General features: G+C 46.0%; 11 protein-coding genes. 7 read left to right on the top strand and 4 right to left on the bottom strand.

Annotated elements, in window-relative coordinates; translation table 11 throughout:
- Window positions 1-61 precede the first annotated feature (61 nt).
- Window positions 62-2614, bottom strand: a complete 2553-nt coding sequence (gene gyrA / locus T538_RS0105780; protein WP_031532628.1) for a DNA gyrase subunit A — start codon at window positions 2612-2614, stop codon at window positions 62-64.
- 843 nt (window positions 2615-3457) lie between these two features.
- Between gyrA and T538_RS0105765 the strand changes: the two genes are divergently transcribed.
- The 3 genes from T538_RS0105765 (at window position 3458) to T538_RS0105750 (ending at window position 7709) form a co-directional block, all read left to right on the top strand.
- The gene (locus tag T538_RS0105765) at window positions 3458-6079 is read left to right on the top strand and encodes an ATP-dependent Clp protease ATP-binding subunit (RefSeq protein WP_081834877.1); all 2622 of its coding nucleotides are present in this window, start codon (window positions 3458-3460) and stop codon (window positions 6077-6079) included.
- 386 nt (window positions 6080-6465) lie between these two features.
- Window positions 6466-7179, top strand: a complete 714-nt coding sequence (locus T538_RS0105755; protein ID WP_031532626.1) for a glycoside hydrolase family 25 protein — start codon at window positions 6466-6468, stop codon at window positions 7177-7179.
- Between the two features lie 137 nt (window positions 7180-7316).
- Complete coding sequence (locus tag T538_RS0105750) at window positions 7317-7709, top strand: energy transducer TonB (protein WP_031532625.1); 393 nt, start codon at window positions 7317-7319, stop codon at window positions 7707-7709.
- 70 nt (window positions 7710-7779) lie between these two features.
- Here T538_RS0105750 and T538_RS0105745 read toward each other — a convergent pair whose 3' ends face one another.
- Complete coding sequence (locus T538_RS0105745; RefSeq protein WP_031532624.1) at window positions 7780-8838, bottom strand: diacylglycerol/lipid kinase family protein; 1059 nt, start codon at window positions 8836-8838, stop codon at window positions 7780-7782.
- Window positions 8839-9047: 209 nt separating this feature from the next.
- Here T538_RS0105745 and T538_RS0105740 point away from each other — a divergent pair, with 209 nt between their 5' ends.
- Entirely contained in the window at window positions 9048-10238 is a 1191-nt protein-coding gene (locus tag T538_RS0105740; protein ID WP_031532623.1) for a serine palmitoyltransferase, read from the top strand.
- A gap of 166 nt (window positions 10239-10404) precedes the next feature.
- On the opposite strand, the gene T538_RS0105735 is transcribed toward T538_RS0105740, so the two are convergent.
- Window positions 10405-13368, bottom strand: coding sequence for a PEP/pyruvate-binding domain-containing protein (locus T538_RS0105735; RefSeq protein WP_031532622.1), 2964 nt, complete (start codon window positions 13366-13368; stop codon window positions 10405-10407).
- A 123-nt stretch (window positions 13369-13491) separates the two neighbouring features.
- On the opposite strand from T538_RS0105735, the gene T538_RS0105730 reads away from it, so the two are divergent.
- From T538_RS0105730 to T538_RS0105720, 3 genes are read left to right on the top strand one after another with little or no spacing between them, the layout of a single operon-like run.
- On the top strand, window positions 13492-13977 hold the full coding sequence (locus T538_RS0105730; protein WP_031532621.1) for a DUF3237 domain-containing protein: 486 nt from the start codon (window positions 13492-13494) through the stop codon (window positions 13975-13977).
- A 26-nt stretch (window positions 13978-14003) separates the two neighbouring features.
- The gene (locus tag T538_RS0105725; protein ID WP_231497067.1) at window positions 14004-15926 is read left to right on the top strand and encodes a family 43 glycosylhydrolase; all 1923 of its coding nucleotides are present in this window, start codon (window positions 14004-14006) and stop codon (window positions 15924-15926) included.
- A gap of 6 nt (window positions 15927-15932) precedes the next feature.
- Window positions 15933-17399, top strand: a complete 1467-nt coding sequence (locus tag T538_RS0105720) for a family 43 glycosylhydrolase (RefSeq protein WP_031532619.1) — start codon at window positions 15933-15935, stop codon at window positions 17397-17399.
- A gap of 62 nt (window positions 17400-17461) precedes the next feature.
- On the opposite strand, the gene T538_RS0105715 is transcribed toward T538_RS0105720, so the two are convergent.
- Window positions 17462-18997: a TlpA family protein disulfide reductase gene (locus T538_RS0105715; protein WP_031532618.1), complete on the bottom strand. Its 1536-nt coding sequence runs from the start codon at window positions 18995-18997 to the stop codon at window positions 17462-17464.
- Window positions 18998-19297 lie beyond the last annotated feature (300 nt).

Below are 19297 nucleotides of genomic sequence, written 5' to 3'. Positions count from 1 at the left end.
TTTTTCTATTATGTCAAGCGGCAGGCGGCATGTCTCAACCGCCTTTCGCCTGTTTCTTAATTTATTCTTCGATGTTCTCTGTTGTTGTATCCTGAGAAGTCTCGTTCTGAGCGTTGTCGTCGGCAATCTCATTTGGGTCGATGCCTTCCTCGAGTTCTTCCTCCTCGTCGGCAGCAGAAACCTTGCAGATGCTGCTGATGTGGTCGTTACGCTTCAAGAGGTCGATGAGTTTGACACCCTGAGTTGCGCGTCCCATGATGCGCACGTCGGCAACCTTCAGACGGATTGTTACGCCGCTCTTGTTGATAATCATCAAGTCGTTGTCGTTAGTAACCGCCTTGATAGCCACAACCTTGCCTGTCTTATCTGTGATGTTCAGAGTCTTCACGCCCTTTGCGCCACGGTTGGTAATGCGGTAATCCTCAATCTCGCTTCTCTTTCCGAATCCCTTCTCGCTCACAACCATAACGGTCTGATTCTGAGGATCGTCAAGACAAATCATTCCTACAACTTCGTCCTCGCCGTCCTCGTCAAGAACGATACCCTTAACACCTGTTGAGACACGACCGAGCGAGCGGCATGTATTCTCGTTGAATCTGATTGTTCTACCGTTGCGGTTTGCAATCATCAACTCGTTGTCGCCGTTTGTCAGAACAACATCAACAACGCGGTCGTCTTCGCGGATATTGATTGCTATCACACCATTTGCACGCGGACGAGAGTACTGCTCAAGGCTTGTCTTCTTTATGATACCGTTCTTTGTACAGAATACCAAGTTGTGGCTCTTTACATATTCGGTATCGTTAAGGTTCTTGACGTTGATGAATGCGTTTACGGCATCATCAGCCTCGATGTTGAGCATATTCTGGATGGCGCGTCCCATTGATGTGCGGTTGCCCTCCGGAATCTCCCAGACCTTAAGCCAGTAGCAGCGTCCCTTCTTGGTGAAGAACATCATCGTGTTGTGGGTTGTAGCCTGATAGATGTACTCTATGAAGTCGCTGTTGCGCGTTGTGCTTGCCTTGGCACCTACACCGCCGCGAGCCTGCGATCTGAACTCGGCAAGCGGAGTACGCTTGATGTAGCCGAGGTGTGATATTGTGATGACCATATCGTCATCTGCGTAGAAGTCTTCTGGGTTGAACTCATCGGCAGAAAGAACGATTTCTGAACGGCGGCTGTCGCCATACTTGTCCTTAACCTCAAGAAGTTCGTCCTTGATAACCTTCATACACAAGTCGTTGTCCGAAAGAATCTGCTGATAGTAAGCAATCATCTTCAACAACTCTTCATACTCAGCGTGTAACTGCTCCATCTGCAAACCTGTGAGCTGGCGCAGACGCATCTCGACGATTGCCTTAGCCTGAATCTCATCGAGTTCGTAACGGCTCATCAAGCCTGATACGGCTGCCGCTGCATCGCGCGATGCACGGATTATGTGAACAACCTCGTCGATATTGTCGCAGGCGATAATCAAGCCTTCCAAGATGTGCGCTCTTTCCTGAGCCTTGCGCAAATCGTACTGAGTGCGGCGGATAACCACATCGTGACGATGTTCAACGAAGTTGCTGATGCACTCTTTCAAAGAAAGCAGGCGTGGACGGCCGTGAACAAGGGCGATGCAGTTTACGCTGAAACTACTCTGCAAAGCAGTCATCTTGAACAACTTGTTCAGGACAACATTTGCGTTTGCGTCGCGCTTAACGTCTACTACGATACGCATACCCTCGCGGTCAGACTCATCGTTTACGTTGCTGATGCCGTCGATGCGCTTGTCTATAACCATCTCGGCAATATTCTTGATGAGCTCAGCCTTGTTTACTCCGTAAGGAATCTCTGTTACCACGATTTTATCGTGAGCAACATCGCTCTCTATCTCAGCCTTGGCGCGCATTACCACGCGACCTCTACCAGTCTCGTAGGCATCGCGAACGCCGCCCATACCATATATATATCCTCCTGTTGGGAAGTCTGGAGCCTTGATGTACTGCATCAAACCGTCAACGTCGATGTCGCGGTTGTCGATGAACGCAACGCATCCGTCAATAACCTCGCAGAGGTTGTGTGTAGGGATGTTTGTAGCCATACCCACGGCAATACCGTTAGCACCGTTTACCAGAAGGTTCGGAATGCGTGTCGGCATTACTGTCGGCTCTTTCAATGTATCATCGAAGTTTGGAGCCATGTCTACAGTCTCTTTCTCAAGATCCTGCATCATTGCCTCGCCAAGTTCAGACAGACGCGCCTCGGTGTAACGCATTGCTGCTGCGCCGTCGCCGTCTACCGAACCAAAGTTACCCTGACCGTCAACAAGAGTGTATCTCATGTTCCAGTTCTGAGCCATACGCACCAGCGCACCATAAACAGAAGAGTCGCCGTGTGGATGGTACTTACCGAGTACCTCACCTACGATACGCGCACTTTTCTTGTATGGTTTGTCATGTGTGTTGCCCAACTCGCCCATTCCGTAGAGGATACGGCGATGAACAGGTTTGAATCCGTCTCTTACATCCGGCAATGCTCGCGCTACGATTACCGACATAGAGTAGTCGATGTAAGAGGACTTCATCTCCTCCTCAATGTTGACTTTTCTAATTCTGTCTACTTCAGCCATTTATTATTTCGTTTTTAGTATTTTTAATGCCTTAAAAACCGTAAAATCCGTTTTAAGCGGCTTTTCGGCTCGTTTTTAGCGTCCAAAGATATTTATTTTGCGCGAATCAAAGTGTTAAAAAATGTAAAGAAATGTTAATTTGATGTTAAATTTTGCTTAATCTATGGCTTCAGAAACTCTTTTTTGTTTTGCTCTTCAGCCAAAATCGATGCAAATGTAACCCATAAGGTTTATTTAGCCAAATATATTTGTCTGTATTTAATTAGGTGTAACATTTTTTAACTTTCGCGCTATGGGCTTGGCTGTTTGTGCCCCCAAAAAGCCGAAGAGTGACTTTTGCCAAAACAATCTTTTGAAAAGTTGTTTCGATTTCGATTTTTGTTGTACCTTTACATGGCATTTCTCCCGAACGAAACCCGAAGGAATCCCGAACAAGGTTTGAACGATTCTTAATGGCAGAGTTTGCAAATTCTCCAAGCGAGTATAATCTAAAAAACAAGAAAATGAACAATTACAAGAAGGCAATAGAACGAAATGAAGTCAGGGATTTTTTCTTTGGCTATGGTGAGTATTATCACCATGATCGCGATTGGGGAACTCATGTACAGAATTACTAATTGTATTACGGTTTTACACACAAAAAAATATTTGTGTCGAATTTGCGCATTAAACAAATAAATACAAGCCTGCAAACAAAGTCCAAACAAAATATCTGAATTAAACTAAACAAACACATCATCCAACGTCCGCAATCAAAAATAAGTTGAACAAATACGGCAAAATTTTCACATCTAAAATAATAGTGCTATCTTTGCAGTTCACAAAATTACAAAGCGAAATAAAATGGAAGCAAAATATACTCCAGAGTGTATAACTCTGCTCGAACAAAGCAAGGAAACTGCAAAGACTTTTGGTGGTGGTGGAATAAAGCCGGAACACATTTTCTACACGCTTCTGACGATGAAAAATCAGTATATCAACAGTATACTCGAGTCGTTCGGCGTTAATATCCCAGATGTGATTAGCAACATGGAGAGCCATCTGCACACGTCAAACGTGCTTGAGGTTGGCAACAGCGGCGAGGAAGGAGTTCTCACGTCAGAGTCTATGCGATACATCTCTGCTGCCGAGGACGAGGCTTACGTTCTTGGCGATGAGTTTACTGACCTCATACATGTCCTTCTGGCATCGCTCAAATTCACGATGTTCATCGGCACATTCTTGCTTAGCAAATATAATCTGACATACGAGTCCCTGTCTACTTTCATCGAAAATGAGGGTACAGAAGATGAGATGCACCTGTCCGATGATTCGTCTTACGACTACGAAGAAGATGATATTGACGACGAGGACGAACTCTTCGACGACAACGACGACACCTTCTCGAAGAACGCTGGGCAGCCGATGTTTGGAAACGGCTCTGCCCCTGTGCAGAAAAGCGTGAAGCAGGCAAAGGCAACCCCTACCCTAAACAAGTATGCCGTTAATCTGTCGCAAAAGGCAGCCGAAGGCAAACTCGACAACGTTATAGGTCGCGAGAAGGAGATTGAACGCGTCATTCAGATTCTGTGCCGCCGAAAGAAGAACAATCCAATACTCATAGGCGAGGCCGGCGTTGGCAAAAGCGCTATCGTTGAAGGTCTGGCGCAGAAGATAGCATCAAAGCACATCGTTCCACAGTTGCTCGACAAGAAAATCTACACGCTCGACCTCTCGCTCGTGGTTGCTGGAACAAAGTATCGCGGTCAGTTTGAGGAGCGTATGCAAGCCATAATGAAGGAGATGAAGCAGAATACAGACATCATCCTCTTCATCGACGAGATTCATACGCTTGTAGGCTCGGGCGCAGGCGGCGGAAGCATGGATGGAGCAAACATTCTGAAGCCGGCTCTTGCTCGCGGAGAGATTCGCTGCATCGGCGCAACCACCACAAAGGAGTACAAGCTGAGCATCGAGAAAGACGGCGCTCTGGAACGTCGTTTCCAGAAGGTGATGGTAGAGCCAACGAGCATCGAGGAGACAATAGAGATTCTGAACAAGACAAAGGAATATTACGAGAAGCATCATAACGTTAAATATACCGATGCTGCCATAGAGGCGTGCGTAAAACTGACTGAGCGGTACATCACAAACCGATGTCTGCCCGACAAGGCAATCGACGCCCTCGACGAGGCAGGCTCACGCCTTCAGATTCATATCGACGACATCCCAAGTTCTATAAAGAAGAAGGAGGAGGAATTGGTGCAGGTTATGAAGATGAAGAATAATGCCGCAGAGGAACAGAATTTCGAACTTGCAGCAAGTTTCCGCGACCGTGGCATAATGCTCGAAAACGAGATTCAGCAAGAGAAAAACAGATGGAAGGAAAATCTGTCTAAAAAACGCATGACGGTAGACGCAGACACCATAGCCGAAACCGTTTCGCTTATGAGCGGAATTCCAATCCAGCGACTTGCAAAGGACGAGAGCGTACGCATTAAGGATATGCGCCAGACGCTGAAATCGCATGTCATAGCGCAAGATACAGCCATCGACAATCTGGTCAACGCAATCCAGCGCAGCCGCGTGGGACTGAAAGACCCTAACCGACCTATCGGCTCGTTCCTCTTCATTGGTCCTACTGGTATCGGAAAGACTTATCTTGCCAAAGAACTTGCAAAATGTATGTTCGGCACGGAAGATGCGCTAATCCGCATAGACATGAGCGAATACATGGACAAATATAACGTTAGCCGAATGGTTGGCGCGGCTCCGGGATATGTTGGCTATGAAGAGGGCGGACAGCTGACCGAGAAAGTTCGTCGTCATCCCTACTCTATCGTGCTTTTCGACGAGATTGAGAAAGCGCATCCCGACATCTTCAACATTCTTCTTCAGGTGATGGACGACGGCCGTCTGACCGACAGCGAAGGCCGTACGGTAAACTTCAAGAATACCGTAATCATCATGACGTCGAACGTAGGAACACGCAAGCTGAAGGACTTCAGTCATCAACTCGGATTCTCGTTCAACTACGGCGAACTGAACAAGGAACAGGCCGACGAGGTCATCAAAAAGGCGGTAAACAAACAGTTCTCGCCTGAATTCATCAACCGAATAGACAAGATTATCCAGTTCCAGCAACTCGACGAGGCTGCAATTCTGAAGATTGTAGACCTTGAATTGTCTAAACTCCATAAGCGCATCTTCGATATGAAGTTTGCCCTGCGTGTGTCTGATGCGGCAAAGAAATTCATAGCAAAGAAGGGCTACGACGTTCAGTTCGGAGCGCGTCCGTTACGTCGCGCCATCGAAAACTACATCGAAGACGACGTTGCAGACTTGCTTGTAAACAACAATCTGCCTGAGTGGTCTGTCATCTTTGCAGACTACAGCGAAGGCGACGAACGACTGACCATCAAAGTTGAAAATGAAAAAAGCAAAGATGAACAGGACGCATCTGCGCAGCAAACAAATTTAAATTGATTTAAATCAATAAATACTAAATATTATGCTAAAAAACATTGTTTTGTTTGCATAAAAAGCACAGATGTCATATCTTTGCACCAACAAAAAGAGATAAAGGTAAAGATTGTATACAAAAAAAGGATAATATTACTGGTGTTACAAAGGTTAAAGATTGTAAGGATAATTAAAAAGGAAAGTTTAGTTTTAATTGAAGAGGTTAAAGATTGAACAGAAAAGATTCAAAGGGTAACAGAGAATAAAGATTGAATGAATAATTTTCGAGAAAGAACAAATTACTTGAGTAATGAGAAAAAGAGTCGCTTATTGTAAGTGGCTCTTTTTTCGTTATTTATTTGGTGATAACTGCGCTTTTTGCTATATTTGCACGAATTTTTTATACGAGCATGAGATTCAGAATTGCAAAATATATTTTCACCGTTATACTTTGTCTGCTTTCATTCCTGTCGCTTAGTGCACAAAAAAGAACGAAAAACAAACTAACAGCTCCTATTCCGAGCAGCAATTACAGCGGAATAGATGTATCGCACCACAATGGCAAAATTGACTGGAATAAAGTAAAGAAAAACCGCAGGATAAAATTCGTTTACATAAAGGCAACAGAGGGCGCAGACTTCGTAGACCCTGAATACAACCGCAACCTGAAAGGCGCGCGCAAGGCTGGTTTCAAAGTTGGAAGTTACCACTACTTTCACATGACATCATCGCCTGAATGGCAGTTCAAGAACTTCATAAAACATGCTCCGAAGAAAAAGCAAGACCTTGTGCCGATGGTCGACTTTGAGACGTGCGACGGCTATAGCATAAAGCGCACACGCAAGGCTCTGAAAAAATTCGTGTCTCTGCTCGAAAAATATTACGGTAAGAAACCTATTATATATAGTACGATGTCGCATTACAACGACATCCTCGCCCCCGAATTCAACAGATACCACCTGTACATAGGCAGATACAGCGACTGTCCGCCTGTGATTAGAGGAAAGGGCACGTACACGATTTGGCAGTATAGCGAAACAGGAAGAGTTAAGGGCATAAAACGCTACGTCGACCTTGCCAGATTCCATGACAAGCACAATCTGAAGGAACTTTATCTGCGCTAAAACATAGAATCGACCAATAAAATACCTTAATGGCACAATATTTTCTTTAAAAAGATAACATTTTTTTTAATTTATTTGTATATTTGCACCGAATAGTAAAAGTTGAGTTTTATTAAAAACTTTAATCTTGATCAAAAATGAAATTTAAAGTAATAGCATTACTTCTTGCAGGCCTTTTTTCTTGCACTTCTGTGTCGTTGGCACAGACAGATGACAAGGTCTACCAGATTGTAGACATTCCAGCTACATTTCCGGGAGGGACTGAAAGTTGTATGAAATATATAGCATCACACCTTGAATACCCACAGAAAGCATTGGAGAAAGGAGTTCAGGGTAAAGTAACCGTCGGTTTCACGGTTGAGATTGACGGTTCAATTACAGATATTGGCGTTGTAAAATCGGTAGACCCTGATCTTGACGCAGAGGCTATGCGTATCTTTTCAAAAATGCCAAACTGGCAGCCGGGCGAGTTGAACGGACAAAAGGTAAGATGCGAATGTTATTTCCCTGTGATTTTCAAGTTAAGATAATACAGATAATACAGAATGTTAGCATAACAAAAAAGGCGGAATCTTTATTTGATTCCGCCTTTTTTGTTTATTACTGCTTATTCTGCTGTTTCGTAAGTTTTCTGAGAATGTCTCGGTTAAGAATGAGAATCTTACGGTTTGTCCTGACAATCTCCGACCTTACCTTGTCGATAACTTCGGTATGAAAAGCGTCGAGATTGACATATTCGAAGAATGTCTTCACAAAGTTGAAAACCATCGGTTTTGCTTCGGTATTTACAACAACCTTGAGTCCGCCGCTAATCATCTCGACCTCAACATCGGCATCACTCATTACAGGGTCTCCGTCGTAATGGATAACGCCAGGTTTGCTGCGATGGATAGTCAACTTCTTGCATCTGAACGACTTGATGCAGCTGTTCTTCTCTATCGTCTTTGTAAACAACTGAAGGGCAATAGCCGTTGCCTCCAGCATATTGAATGGCTCCATTACCGTAACATCCATAAGTCCGTCGCTCATAGATGCATTTGGGGCGATGTAAGCATTATTTCCGTATTGAGAAGCGTTGGCGCAGGCAATCAGAAATGCCTTGTACTTGTGTGTTCCTGCCTCGTCTTCAATCTCGTAAGTCTCGGGCTTGTATCTTACACCCTCGCGAAGCGTGTTCTCGAGATAAGTCAGAGGTCCTCGCTTTCCTGCCTGAGCAAACTTTGCGCTGATAAAGGCATCGAAACCTACTCCGCATGTGCAGAAGAACGGCAGTCCATTAATCTTACCATAATCAACACTTTCAACCACACCTTTATTTATGATGTCGATGGCTTTCTTTGCCTCCATCGAAATCTGCAAGTGCCTTGCCAGTCCGTTTCCCGAACCGCACGGAATAATGCCGAGCGCCGTATTGGTGTGCGTAAGCGAGCGTGCAACCTCGTTTACTGTTCCGTCTCCGCCAATGGCAACGACAATATCAATGCCGTCTTTCGCTGCCTGCTCGGCAAGTATCGCCGCATGTCCTGCGTATTCAGTCTTCTTAATCTCGTATGTGTACTTGTTCTTGTCGAGTGATGACTCAATCTGTTTCAGGATTGCTTCCTTGCCTTTTGTTCCGGATATAGGATTGACAATAAAGACTACCTTTTTTATAATCATATATGAGTTGATATCTTTTTGAGGTGACAAAATTATAACAAAATAAGTGAATAGACGAAAAAAGGGGCTGACTTTTAGTCGCTATTGTATTTTTTTCTACATTTTTATTCGACAAGTCAGATTTCTTACTATCTTTGCACAGTTTTTTGTGTTCGTAAAAATGTACACAGCGGAAAAACAACGGGTTTGTCCCGACAGAAAATTGATTTATGGGTTTATTACAAGAAAAATTAAGTAAATATACCGAGCCTCAAAAATATAAGGATTTAGGTATATATCCATACTTCCGCGAAATTGATAGTCCACAGGACACGGAAGTTAACATGGACGGTCATAAGGTTCTTATGTTTGGTTCAAACTCATACATGGGCTTGACATACGACCAGAGAATTATCAACGCTTCAATCGAAGCAACAAAGAAGTACGGAACAGGTTGCGCCGGTTCAAGATTTCTGAACGGAACACTTGACATCCACGTTTCTCTTGAGAAAGAGTTTGCAGAGTTCCTTCACAAGGACGAGGCAATGGTATTCTCAACAGGTTTTTCAGTAAACGCTGGTGTCATCTCTGCCATCGGTAGAGACCGCCACGCTACTTTAATCTGTGATGACCGCGACCACGCTTCTATCGTTGACGGTTGTTCAAACTCGTTTGCCAAGACACTCAAGTACAAGCACAACGACATGGATGCTCTTGAGAGATTGCTTGCTAACTTGCCAGAAGACCAGATTAAGCTCATCATCGTTGATGGTGTCTTCTCTATGGAAGGTGACCTTGCTCCGCTCGACAAGATTGTTGAGTTGAAGAAGAAGTACAACGCCAGTCTGATGGTTGATGAGGCTCACGGCTTCGGTGTATTCGGTAAGCAAGGTAGAGGTGTTTGCGACCACTTTGGCGTTACCGACGATGTTGATATCATTATGGGTACATTCTCGAAGTCGCTCGCTTCAATCGGTGGTTTCTGTGCTGCGGACAAGTACACAATGAACTATTTGCGTCACACAACTCGTACGTACATCTTTACAGCAAGTGCAACTCCGGGTGCTACGGCAGCGGCTCGCGAGGCTCTTCACATTATTCAGAACGAGCCTGAGCGTCAGCAGCACTTGTGGGAGGTTACAAACTACGCTTTGAAGCGTTTCCGCGAGGAAGGTTTCGAGATTGGCGAAACAGAGTCTCCTATCATCCCATTGTACGTTCGCGACCCTATAAAGACTTTCGAGGTAACAAAGATGGCTTTCGAAGAAGGTGTGTTCATTAACCCTGTTGTTCCGCCAGCATGTGCTCCTCAGGATACTTTGGTTCGCTTCGCGCTTATGGCTACTCACACAAAAGAGCAGGTTGACCTTGGCGTTGACCGCCTGAAGAAGTGTTTCAAGGCACTTGAGATTATTAAGTAAAAAAGAATTTTCTTGATATAAGAAAGTCCGTAATCGCTGATGATTACGGACTTTTTCATTTTCTGCCGTTGAAGATTGTGCCATCGGATGATTTTCCAGATGCACAAACTTTGAAAAATACTCCGATTCGCCTTTTATTCAAACGAATCGGAGTGTCTATTTATTGTCAATCTTTCTCTGGAAGCATCACTACGCCCTCGCTATGCAGACCGTCCATCTTGATAACGGCAGGTTTGCTGAAGTGAACATGGCGGAGATACTGGGTTTCTTCGACGGCAGGCAGACTGTCGAGGTACTTCTGATTGTACACTCCGTCGCCAAGATAGTCGTTTATCGTGAAGTAGCCCACGCCGAGCGATGTCAGATTCTGGAAGAAATGCGTTCCCTGACTCGGGTCAATTCGATAGTCGGTCAGACCTGCTTCGACTATGACTTTTGCACCCGAAATGTGTGGCCATTTAACAGGAATCCCGAGCCAGTCGTCGCTGCTGCCCCATCGTCCCGGACCGACAAGAACATAGTGTGTATCGCTCTCAAGGAACTTGCGGTTCATTTTCTCAATATCGTAGGCAATAAGTTGATTGTTAGATGGATTGTAACCTTCGGTCTTGACGTAAACAACATCGAAAACATCATCGATGATGCCGTGACCGAGCGACTTGTGCGAACGCAGCAGCACATCTCCGTCGCTTATCTTTGTCAAATCTTCTTTCAACTCCTTCTTTGCATCGACAATCGGGCGCACCTGAAGAAGGTAGAATGTGCCGGTCTTGTCGGGATTCAGTTTTACTGCAAACTCTATTTCAACCGGACGGCGCATCTCGCTCTGGCAATATTCCTGCGCAAGTTGGAGAAGTTTCGGCAACGGGAATACATCGTATTTCAGCACACCGCTGAACGATACAATCTTTCGTCCGCCTTCATAGAATCCGTCGCGAATAACTTGGTCGTATGGGTCGAAAGTGCTTGTAATGTAGTTGAGCGAGCCGTCTTTTTCTGCCTCTCTGACAAGTATTCGCTTGATGTTGAAGCCATCGTTCACTTTGAAATCCTTGGCAACATCGTTCATGTCGAGGGCATAGAACGATGTCTGAGTCTCGCGAAGCGCAAATTCAGTCTCGCTGAGTTGCATTATATGGTCGGGATGATAAGCGTTAACTCTGAGCGTCATTCCGCCGTCTACAATATATTTTCCAAGACCGAGAGCAAGGCTCACAACGCCTTCCTCGGGCTTCTCGTCGTCGATTGTATAGTAGTTAAGCGAGCGAGCCACGCCCGAGATGTGCGGATAGAAGAGGTTTCCGAACTGAGTTCCGACAACTTCCTGAAGAATTACCGCCATCTTTTCTTGGTCGATGACGTTTCGGGTAGCGGTCATGTAGTCCTTGCTGTCCTGATAGTAGACCGATGCGTAGACACTCTTGACGGCATCGCTCAACATTCGCACCATCTCGTACTTGTCGTTTACATAGGGAATCATGTAGGTTGAATAGATTCCGGCAAACGGTTGATAATGTGAATCTTCCAAAAGACTTGACGAACGAATGGCGATTGGCGACTTAACGACATCGATGAAGGCGAACAAATCGTCGAGGAGTTTCTGCGGAAGTTTTCCGCGAAGGAAATGAGCCAGAATATTCTCGTCGGAAGTGTCGCTCAAGGCAATCTGATACAGATTGTTGCTCTCCATGAACTCATCGAAAATATCGGTACAGAGAACCACCGTCTTAGGAATGGCAACCTGAGCATTATCGAAACTCTGGAACTCCTCGTGGCGTATAACCATATTGTCGATGAACGCCAAGCCACGTCCCTTTCCGCCCAGCGAACCGTCGCCGATGCGCGCAAAGTTCGAGAAACGGTCGAAACGGTCGCTCTTGAACTCGGCAACAACTCCCCTGTTTCGCATCTTGCGGTATTTAACGATGGCATCGTAGATAATCTGACGATGCGCATCCACATCCTGAAGGCTCTTCCAAGTGATGTGCTTCAGAAATTCAGAAATCGGGAAAAGGGCTCGCGAGCAAAGCCAGCGTGAGACGTTGTTCCTCGAAATATGATAGAGAAGCGACTCTTTTGGAAGGGTGAAAATATTATCCTGAAGTTCCTTCAGATTGTGGATTCGGGCAACTTCCTCCATCGTTTCGGGATTGCGAAGAACGAGGTCGCCAAAGCCGAAACGACGGGAAATGATGCGTTGCAAATCCTGAGCCATCGCCTTTGAGTTCTTGTCCACAAAATCGATGTTCTTGCTGTAGGCAATATCAACATTCTTGCTCTCGCTGCTCTGCAAGATGCGCGGAATGTACTCGTCCTGACTGTGGACGTATTCGAGAAATTCGAAGCCTGCCTCGGGATCTTCAACTCCGTCGTGAGGGAATCGCGCATCGGAGATTACTCCGAGAGTGCAATCCTTGTACTCGTCGAAAATCTCCTTCGCCTCCTCGTAGTTTCGGGCAAGCACGATTTTTGGTCTGCCTCGCATTCGCAACGTGGCCTGATGCGCGTTCAGAGCCTCGGTTGCGAAGTTCTGGCTCTGTTTCAGAATAAATTTGTACAGGTTTGGCAAAACAGACGAATAGAAGCGAATGCTGTCCTCGACGAGCAGAATCATCTGTACGCCGCCAACCTCGGTATCGTGCTTCAGGTTCTGCTTATCCTCTATAAGTTTGATGATTGAGAGCAGAAGGTCGGTATTGCCGAGCCAGCAGAATACGTAGTCGAACATGCTGAGGTCCTCGTCCTGCATACGTCGTGTGATGCCGTGTGAGAACGGCGTGAGCACCACCAGCGTGATGTCGGGAAACTGCTGTTTGATTGGTCGTGCAATATCGAACGCATCATTATTGTCAGTTCCCGGCATACATATTACAAGGTCGAACGAGATTGTCTCGAGCACCTTTTTGGCTTCCTCGGCAGTAGAAACCTGCGTGAACCGAGGCGGATATCTTAGTCCAAGTTCGGAATATTCTATGAAAATCTTCTCGTCTATTCGCCCGTCGTCTTCGAGCATGAAGGCATCATAAGGATTGGCGATGAGAAGGATATTGAAGATGCGCTTGTTCATCAGATTGACGAACGACACATCTTTGAGATAGAATTGATTAAATTCCAGTTTATTTTCCGGCATTATATTGGTTGTTTAACATTAGTAGAGCAAAATTAGTTTTTTTATTTGACAGAACCAAAGTTTTTTGTACTTTTGCGCCGACATAAGAAAATACAAATACTAAATAACAGCAGAGAAATACCAATGAAAAATTACATTCTGTTAATTGTGCTGATGCTCATTTGCTCGGCACCGACGAATGCGCAGAAAAGTTCTCCGAAGCTCGAATTTGCCTTCGAACTGAAGGTTACTTGCAGCGCGCCCTACTCCGTTGGGCAGACATCGCACGGCGAACGCGTGGTGATTCCGATTACAGGAGGAACATTCGAAGGACCTTCGATTAAAGGGAAGGTGATTGGCGGAGGGGCTGACTATCAACTTGTAGACCGCAAGAACGGACGCACCGAATTGGAGGCAATTTACAGCATTCAGACTGATGACGGTGTGTTTATCCACGTCCGCAACGTAGGAATTCTTATCGGAAGGCAGAACGAATTTTACTTCCGTACCGTTCCGAAGTTCGAGGCTCCGCAAGACAGCAAGTACAACTGGCTCAACGATGCCATTTTCATCTGCGAACCGCAGGTTACGAAAGACTACATCTCCCTGAAAATCTGGAAAGTTAACTAACCCAAAATAAAATAATACCTATCAGCATGAAAAAAAATCTGATACCCGTATTGGCTGTGCTGGCTTCAACCGCGGCCATAGCACAAAATCCAATCATCACGAATCAGTTTACTGCCGACCCAACAGCACGAGTGTTTAACGGTAGGCTGTATCTGTTTCCGTCGCACGACATTATCAGTCCGGTTGAGCCAAAGAAAAAATGGTTCAGCATGGCTGATTATCACATGTTTTCATCTACCGACCTTACGGAATGGACCGACCACGGCGTAATCCTTTCGCAAGAGCAAGTGCCTTGGGGCAAGCCCGACGGCTACTCGATGTGGGCGCCCGACTGCGTTGAGAAGGACGGAAAATACTATTTCTTCTTTCCCGATGCTCCGAAGGAAGGACGCGGATTTAACATCGGCGTGGCTATTGCCAACAACCTTTTCTGGCCTAAGTTCGAGCCGCAGCAAAAGCCTATCGAGGGCGTGATGGGCATCGACCCGTGCGTTTTGCAGACGAGCAAGGGCGAGAACTATCTGTTCTGGGGCGGAGGCGGTCTTGTTGTCGCAAAGATGTCAGACAACCTTCTGAGCATCGAAGGCAAGCCGCAACGCATAGCCAACCTGCCAGAAGGCTTCAAAGAAGGGCCTTTCGCCTTTGAGCGTAACGGAAAATTCTATCTAACCTATCCTTGGGTGCGCGAGAAGGAAGGCACAGAGTGTCTGGCATACGCCATGAGCGACAATCCGATGGGACCTTACGAATACAAGGGAATCATCATGAAAGAGTCGAAAACCGGATGCTGGACAAACCATCATTCAATCGTCGAGTTCAACAACCAATGGTATCTGTTCTATCATCACAACGACTATTCGCCATCGTTCGACAAGAACCGCTCGGTATGCGTCGATTCGCTATTCTTCAACGCCGACGGAACAATTCAGGAAGTTATTCCAACCTTGCGCGGCGTGGGCGTGAGCGATGCCCGAAAGCCTGTTCAGATTGACCGCTATTCTGAAATCGGCGGTGGAGCAAGCATCGACTATCTCGACAAGAAGAACCTTTTCCTTGGCTGGAAGACCCAGTTCCCATCTGCTGGCGCTTGGGTTCGATACAATAAGGTTAACATGAAGAGTTCGTGCGCAAAAAACGTATGTCTGCGCATGAAATCATCTGGAAAGGCTGTCTTTACGCTAACCCTCGGCGATTTCAAGACCGATTTGGCGGTAGAAAGCACGGGCAACAAGTGGGAAGATGTGAACATCGAAACCCGAACGCTTCCCGAAGGCATCTCGGACATAACGCTTACGTTGAAGTCGAGTGATGCACCTGTTGAGGTCGATTGGCTGTCGCTTACCAACGACCCTCGCCCTATTTATTTCAAGAAGCCGGCAGAAGCTAAATCTGCGCCAGATGCCGATGGATTTATTCGCCGATGGAGCATTCTTGAGCCTGAGAAGATGGACATCCGCAGCAACATTGTCTTTACCGACAGTTATCTGAAGGAGACATTCGCAAAGCACATCGTGCCTATGAAGAAACTGCCAGCCGACAAGCAGACAACGGTCGTATCGGGTCAGAAACTGATGTGGCATCACCTCGAGAGCAACAGTTACAACGCAAAACTGTTCCGCTTCTCAACGATGCTTGGAAAGCCCGAATACGGCGTATTCTTCAACGTGATAACGGTAATCAACTGCACCGAAGATATTGACAACGTGCGCCTTGCCGTTGGCTCTAACGGAGCGTCGCAATGGCTGCTGAACAATTCTGAAATCCTCACTCTTACGGGCGACCGCCGAATGGTTAAGGACGACGGCACGTCAAAGCGCATCTCGCTAAAGAAGGGTGCGAACATTCTTCGCGGAATGATTATCAACGGTCCGGGAATGAGCGACTTCTGCGTCCGCTTCATCGACGAAAGCGGCAAACCTATCACAAACTTTACAATATCTAACAAATAGACGGAAATGAACCTTTATAAAATATCATTAGCAGCATTATTGCTTGCTTCGGCAGCAAGCATAAACAAGGCATTTGCACAGGCTGGACAGCCATACATTCACGACCCATCGACCATTGCCGAGAGTAACGGAAAATACTTTACCTTCGGAACTGGCGGAGGCGGATTGATTTCGGAAGACGGATGGTCGTGGCACGGCGGAGCAGAGCGTCCCGGAGGCGGAGCAGCACCCGATGTTATTAAGATTGGCGACCGCTATCTGGTAATCTACGGAGCAACAGGCGGCGGACTTGGCGGCGGACACAACGGAAGAATCCTGACGATGTGGAACAAATCGCTCGACCCGAAATCGCCCGACTTTAAATATACCGAGCCTATCGAGGTGGCTTCGTCAGACGGTCTTGAAGACTGCGACGCCATCGATCCCGGCGTTCTTCTCGACCCAACCGACGGCAGAATGTGGCTGTCATACGGCACATACTTCGGAAACATCCGCCTAATCGAGCTCGACCCTAAGACCGGCGAGCGCGTAAAAGGCAACAAGGAACTCGACATTGCCATAGACTGCGAGGCTACCGACCTCATCTATCGCGACGGATATTACTATCTGCTTGGAACTCACGGCACTTGCTGCGACGGCGTAAACTCTACCTACAACATTGTTTGCGGACGTAGCAAGAAGGTTACAGGTCCTTACATCGACAATGTTGGTCGCGACATGAAGAACGGCGGCGGAAAGATGGTTATTGCTGCCGGAAAGAGAGTCTGCGGTCCGGGACACTTTGGCAGAACCGTAATAGATGAAGGCGTTGAGATTATGTCGTGCCATTTCGAGGCTGATTTCGACCGCAGCGGACGAAGCGTGCTTGGAATCCGTCCTCTGCTATGGCGCAACGGCTGGCCTGTGGCTGGCGAGAGTTTTAAGGAAGGAACATATCAGATTTCGTCGGAAAGACGCGGCTATAGCCTCGAACTTGCCGTCGATTTCGTTAGAATGAATCAGGAACGCGCGGCTTGGCATCACATCGACCTTAACGAGCCGCTGAAGCAGATTCCAAACCAGACACTCGACGAGGTTAAGCAAACTTGGGGCTCGGGCAACATCGACGTGCGCGCAGGCGACTACATGTATCGCCCTCACCAGCATTGGACTATCGTTGCCGTTCCTGAGGCTGGCGGATATCTGTCTAACCCTTATTTCGCCATTAAGATAAGCGGAACAGACAGAGCGTTGGCTTCGACCAAGGACATGGAGGTTACAACCGAGGAAAAGTTTACAGGCGCAGACAATCAGCTTTGGCGCATAGAACAACTTACCGACGGCACTTTCAGAATAATGCCTAAGGTTATTCCGGGGCGCGAGGGCACGAACACCGAATATTGCCTCTATTCGGTAGCCGACAGCACTCCTACCCTTGCAAAATACGACTTTAAGAGCGACAACAGCAAATGGAATTTCATTTCGGCTGAATAACAGATAAAAAAGAGGCACACATCGAAAAATGTATGCCTCTTTTTTTATGCGCTCGCGCGAAGTTATTTCTTCAGTTTATCAAGAATCCGTTTTGTGGCTTCAAAATCGCGGGCATTAACCTTAAGGTCGATAATGTTTCCCTCTGTATCGATAATTCTGTACGATGGAAAACTGCTAATATTCAGGAAAATCTCGATGGCAGACTGCTGGTCGGCTGGCAGATTGTAGTGAACCACGTTGTCGCCCGTAACCTTATATTCGTTTATCACGTTCTTCCAAGCCTTCTCCGGACTTCTGTTTGCAAGATACAGATACACAATGTCATAATCCTTGAATGCCTCGAACTCCTCCTTGCTGTGCGAGAGCGCAGCCTTACATGGACCGCACCATGTGCCCCAAACATCGAGCAGAACAATCTTGCCTTTGTATGGCTCTATTATCTTGCGGAGAATCTTCTCGCCGTCGGTCATGTTTGCAACATTGTCTGCCGACTTGAAGACTGGCAGATTTACTTCATTCTGCTCTAATGCGAGGTATTTTTTGTGCTGCTCCATCAGGAATCTCTTTGCTGAAGGAAGTTCAATTTCCTTATCGACATATTCTTGAATCCACGGATTCAGAGACTTTCGCTGATTAAAGATTGCATCGCCGTAAATATGCTGAGTTCTGCAAATGTCACGAAAAATCTTGTCGCTGCCACAAACAGAATCGATTAAGGCAAAAGCGTTTTTGTAGCACATAATAGAAATCTGTTCGTCGTACTTTTTCAACAGCGAATCTACAACTGCAATCTCTTTCGAAGATTTGTAGAAATTCATCCATTTGTCCTTTTCGGCATCAGTTTTTGCAGTATAGATTTTATCAACAATATTCTTAAAAATCTCGGGGTATTCATCGATTATTCTGTTTTCCTTGTCCGTAAAGGTTACGCCTTCCTCTTTCAAGGATTTAAGCATCGCTGATTTATTGTTACACTTATCGGTTTGATATATTAAGAATGAGTGTATGAATGTATCATAGATACTACCGATAATGTACTTTCTGTTCCACAACTCGTTGGTTACAAAATCGACATACTCTTGTGGCAACGTACTCATGCGAAAGATAAACAACATCAACAAATAACCCTGCTCCGCTTTCATATTTCTGGTATAGTAATTGATATATCGCTGCGAGATGTTTGGATGTTGTTCTGCATATTTCTGAAAATTAGCTAAATCACTCGCTATCAGACTGTCAATTTGATGTTTGTATGCCATTGCACCGTTTTCCGAAGACTCAAAAGAACCATAATGAAGACTTTTTGGAAGAGAATGAAAGATTTTATATCCGGCATCCTCGTTCTGCAATCGTACATCGTCGCCCATAAAGAGCATCTGATTATTCATAAAATCCTTCAGAAAAAAGTAAGTCTTTCCCGGCTCCACCACAGTTGAATGCCAGTCCATATCAACTGTGGTCGTATATACAAGCGGAAACTTCAGAGAGAATCTGCCAAGAGAATCCACTTTTGTATAGAATGTCTCTTGCTCGCTGGTAAAGATGTTATCAAAGCGTATCTTAAACTCCCTTCCTGCATTCCATTCGTGTTGCGGCATATCTTTAAGTCAGCCCACAATTGTAACGCTGTCGCCATCGGCAAAATCGTTATCTACAAAATCCTTGCGGTTGTCTTTCTGCGGATAGTCGGGCAGACTTTTTGTTACAATAGGGCTGCACACAACAGGCTTTCTGCCGTCGATGGCGAAGGTGCGAACGCCTTTCTTCAGCTTTCCTATCTTAACAGTCTTGCCGTCGGTCGTCTTTATCCCAAATCGGTCATTAGGATTTCTCGGTGCTGTATGGCAGAGAGAAAACCTTTAGTTTTTCCCATATCGAGAGGAAGGATCGTCGTGTTT

This window comes from Bacteroides sp. Ga6A2, from assembly GCF_000702225.1.
In the GTDB taxonomy this organism is placed as follows: Bacteria; Bacteroidota; Bacteroidia; order Bacteroidales; family Bacteroidaceae; genus Ga6A1.
The sequence above is the reverse complement of the archived record's forward strand: the minus strand, read 5'-3'. Positions and strand labels throughout refer to the sequence as shown.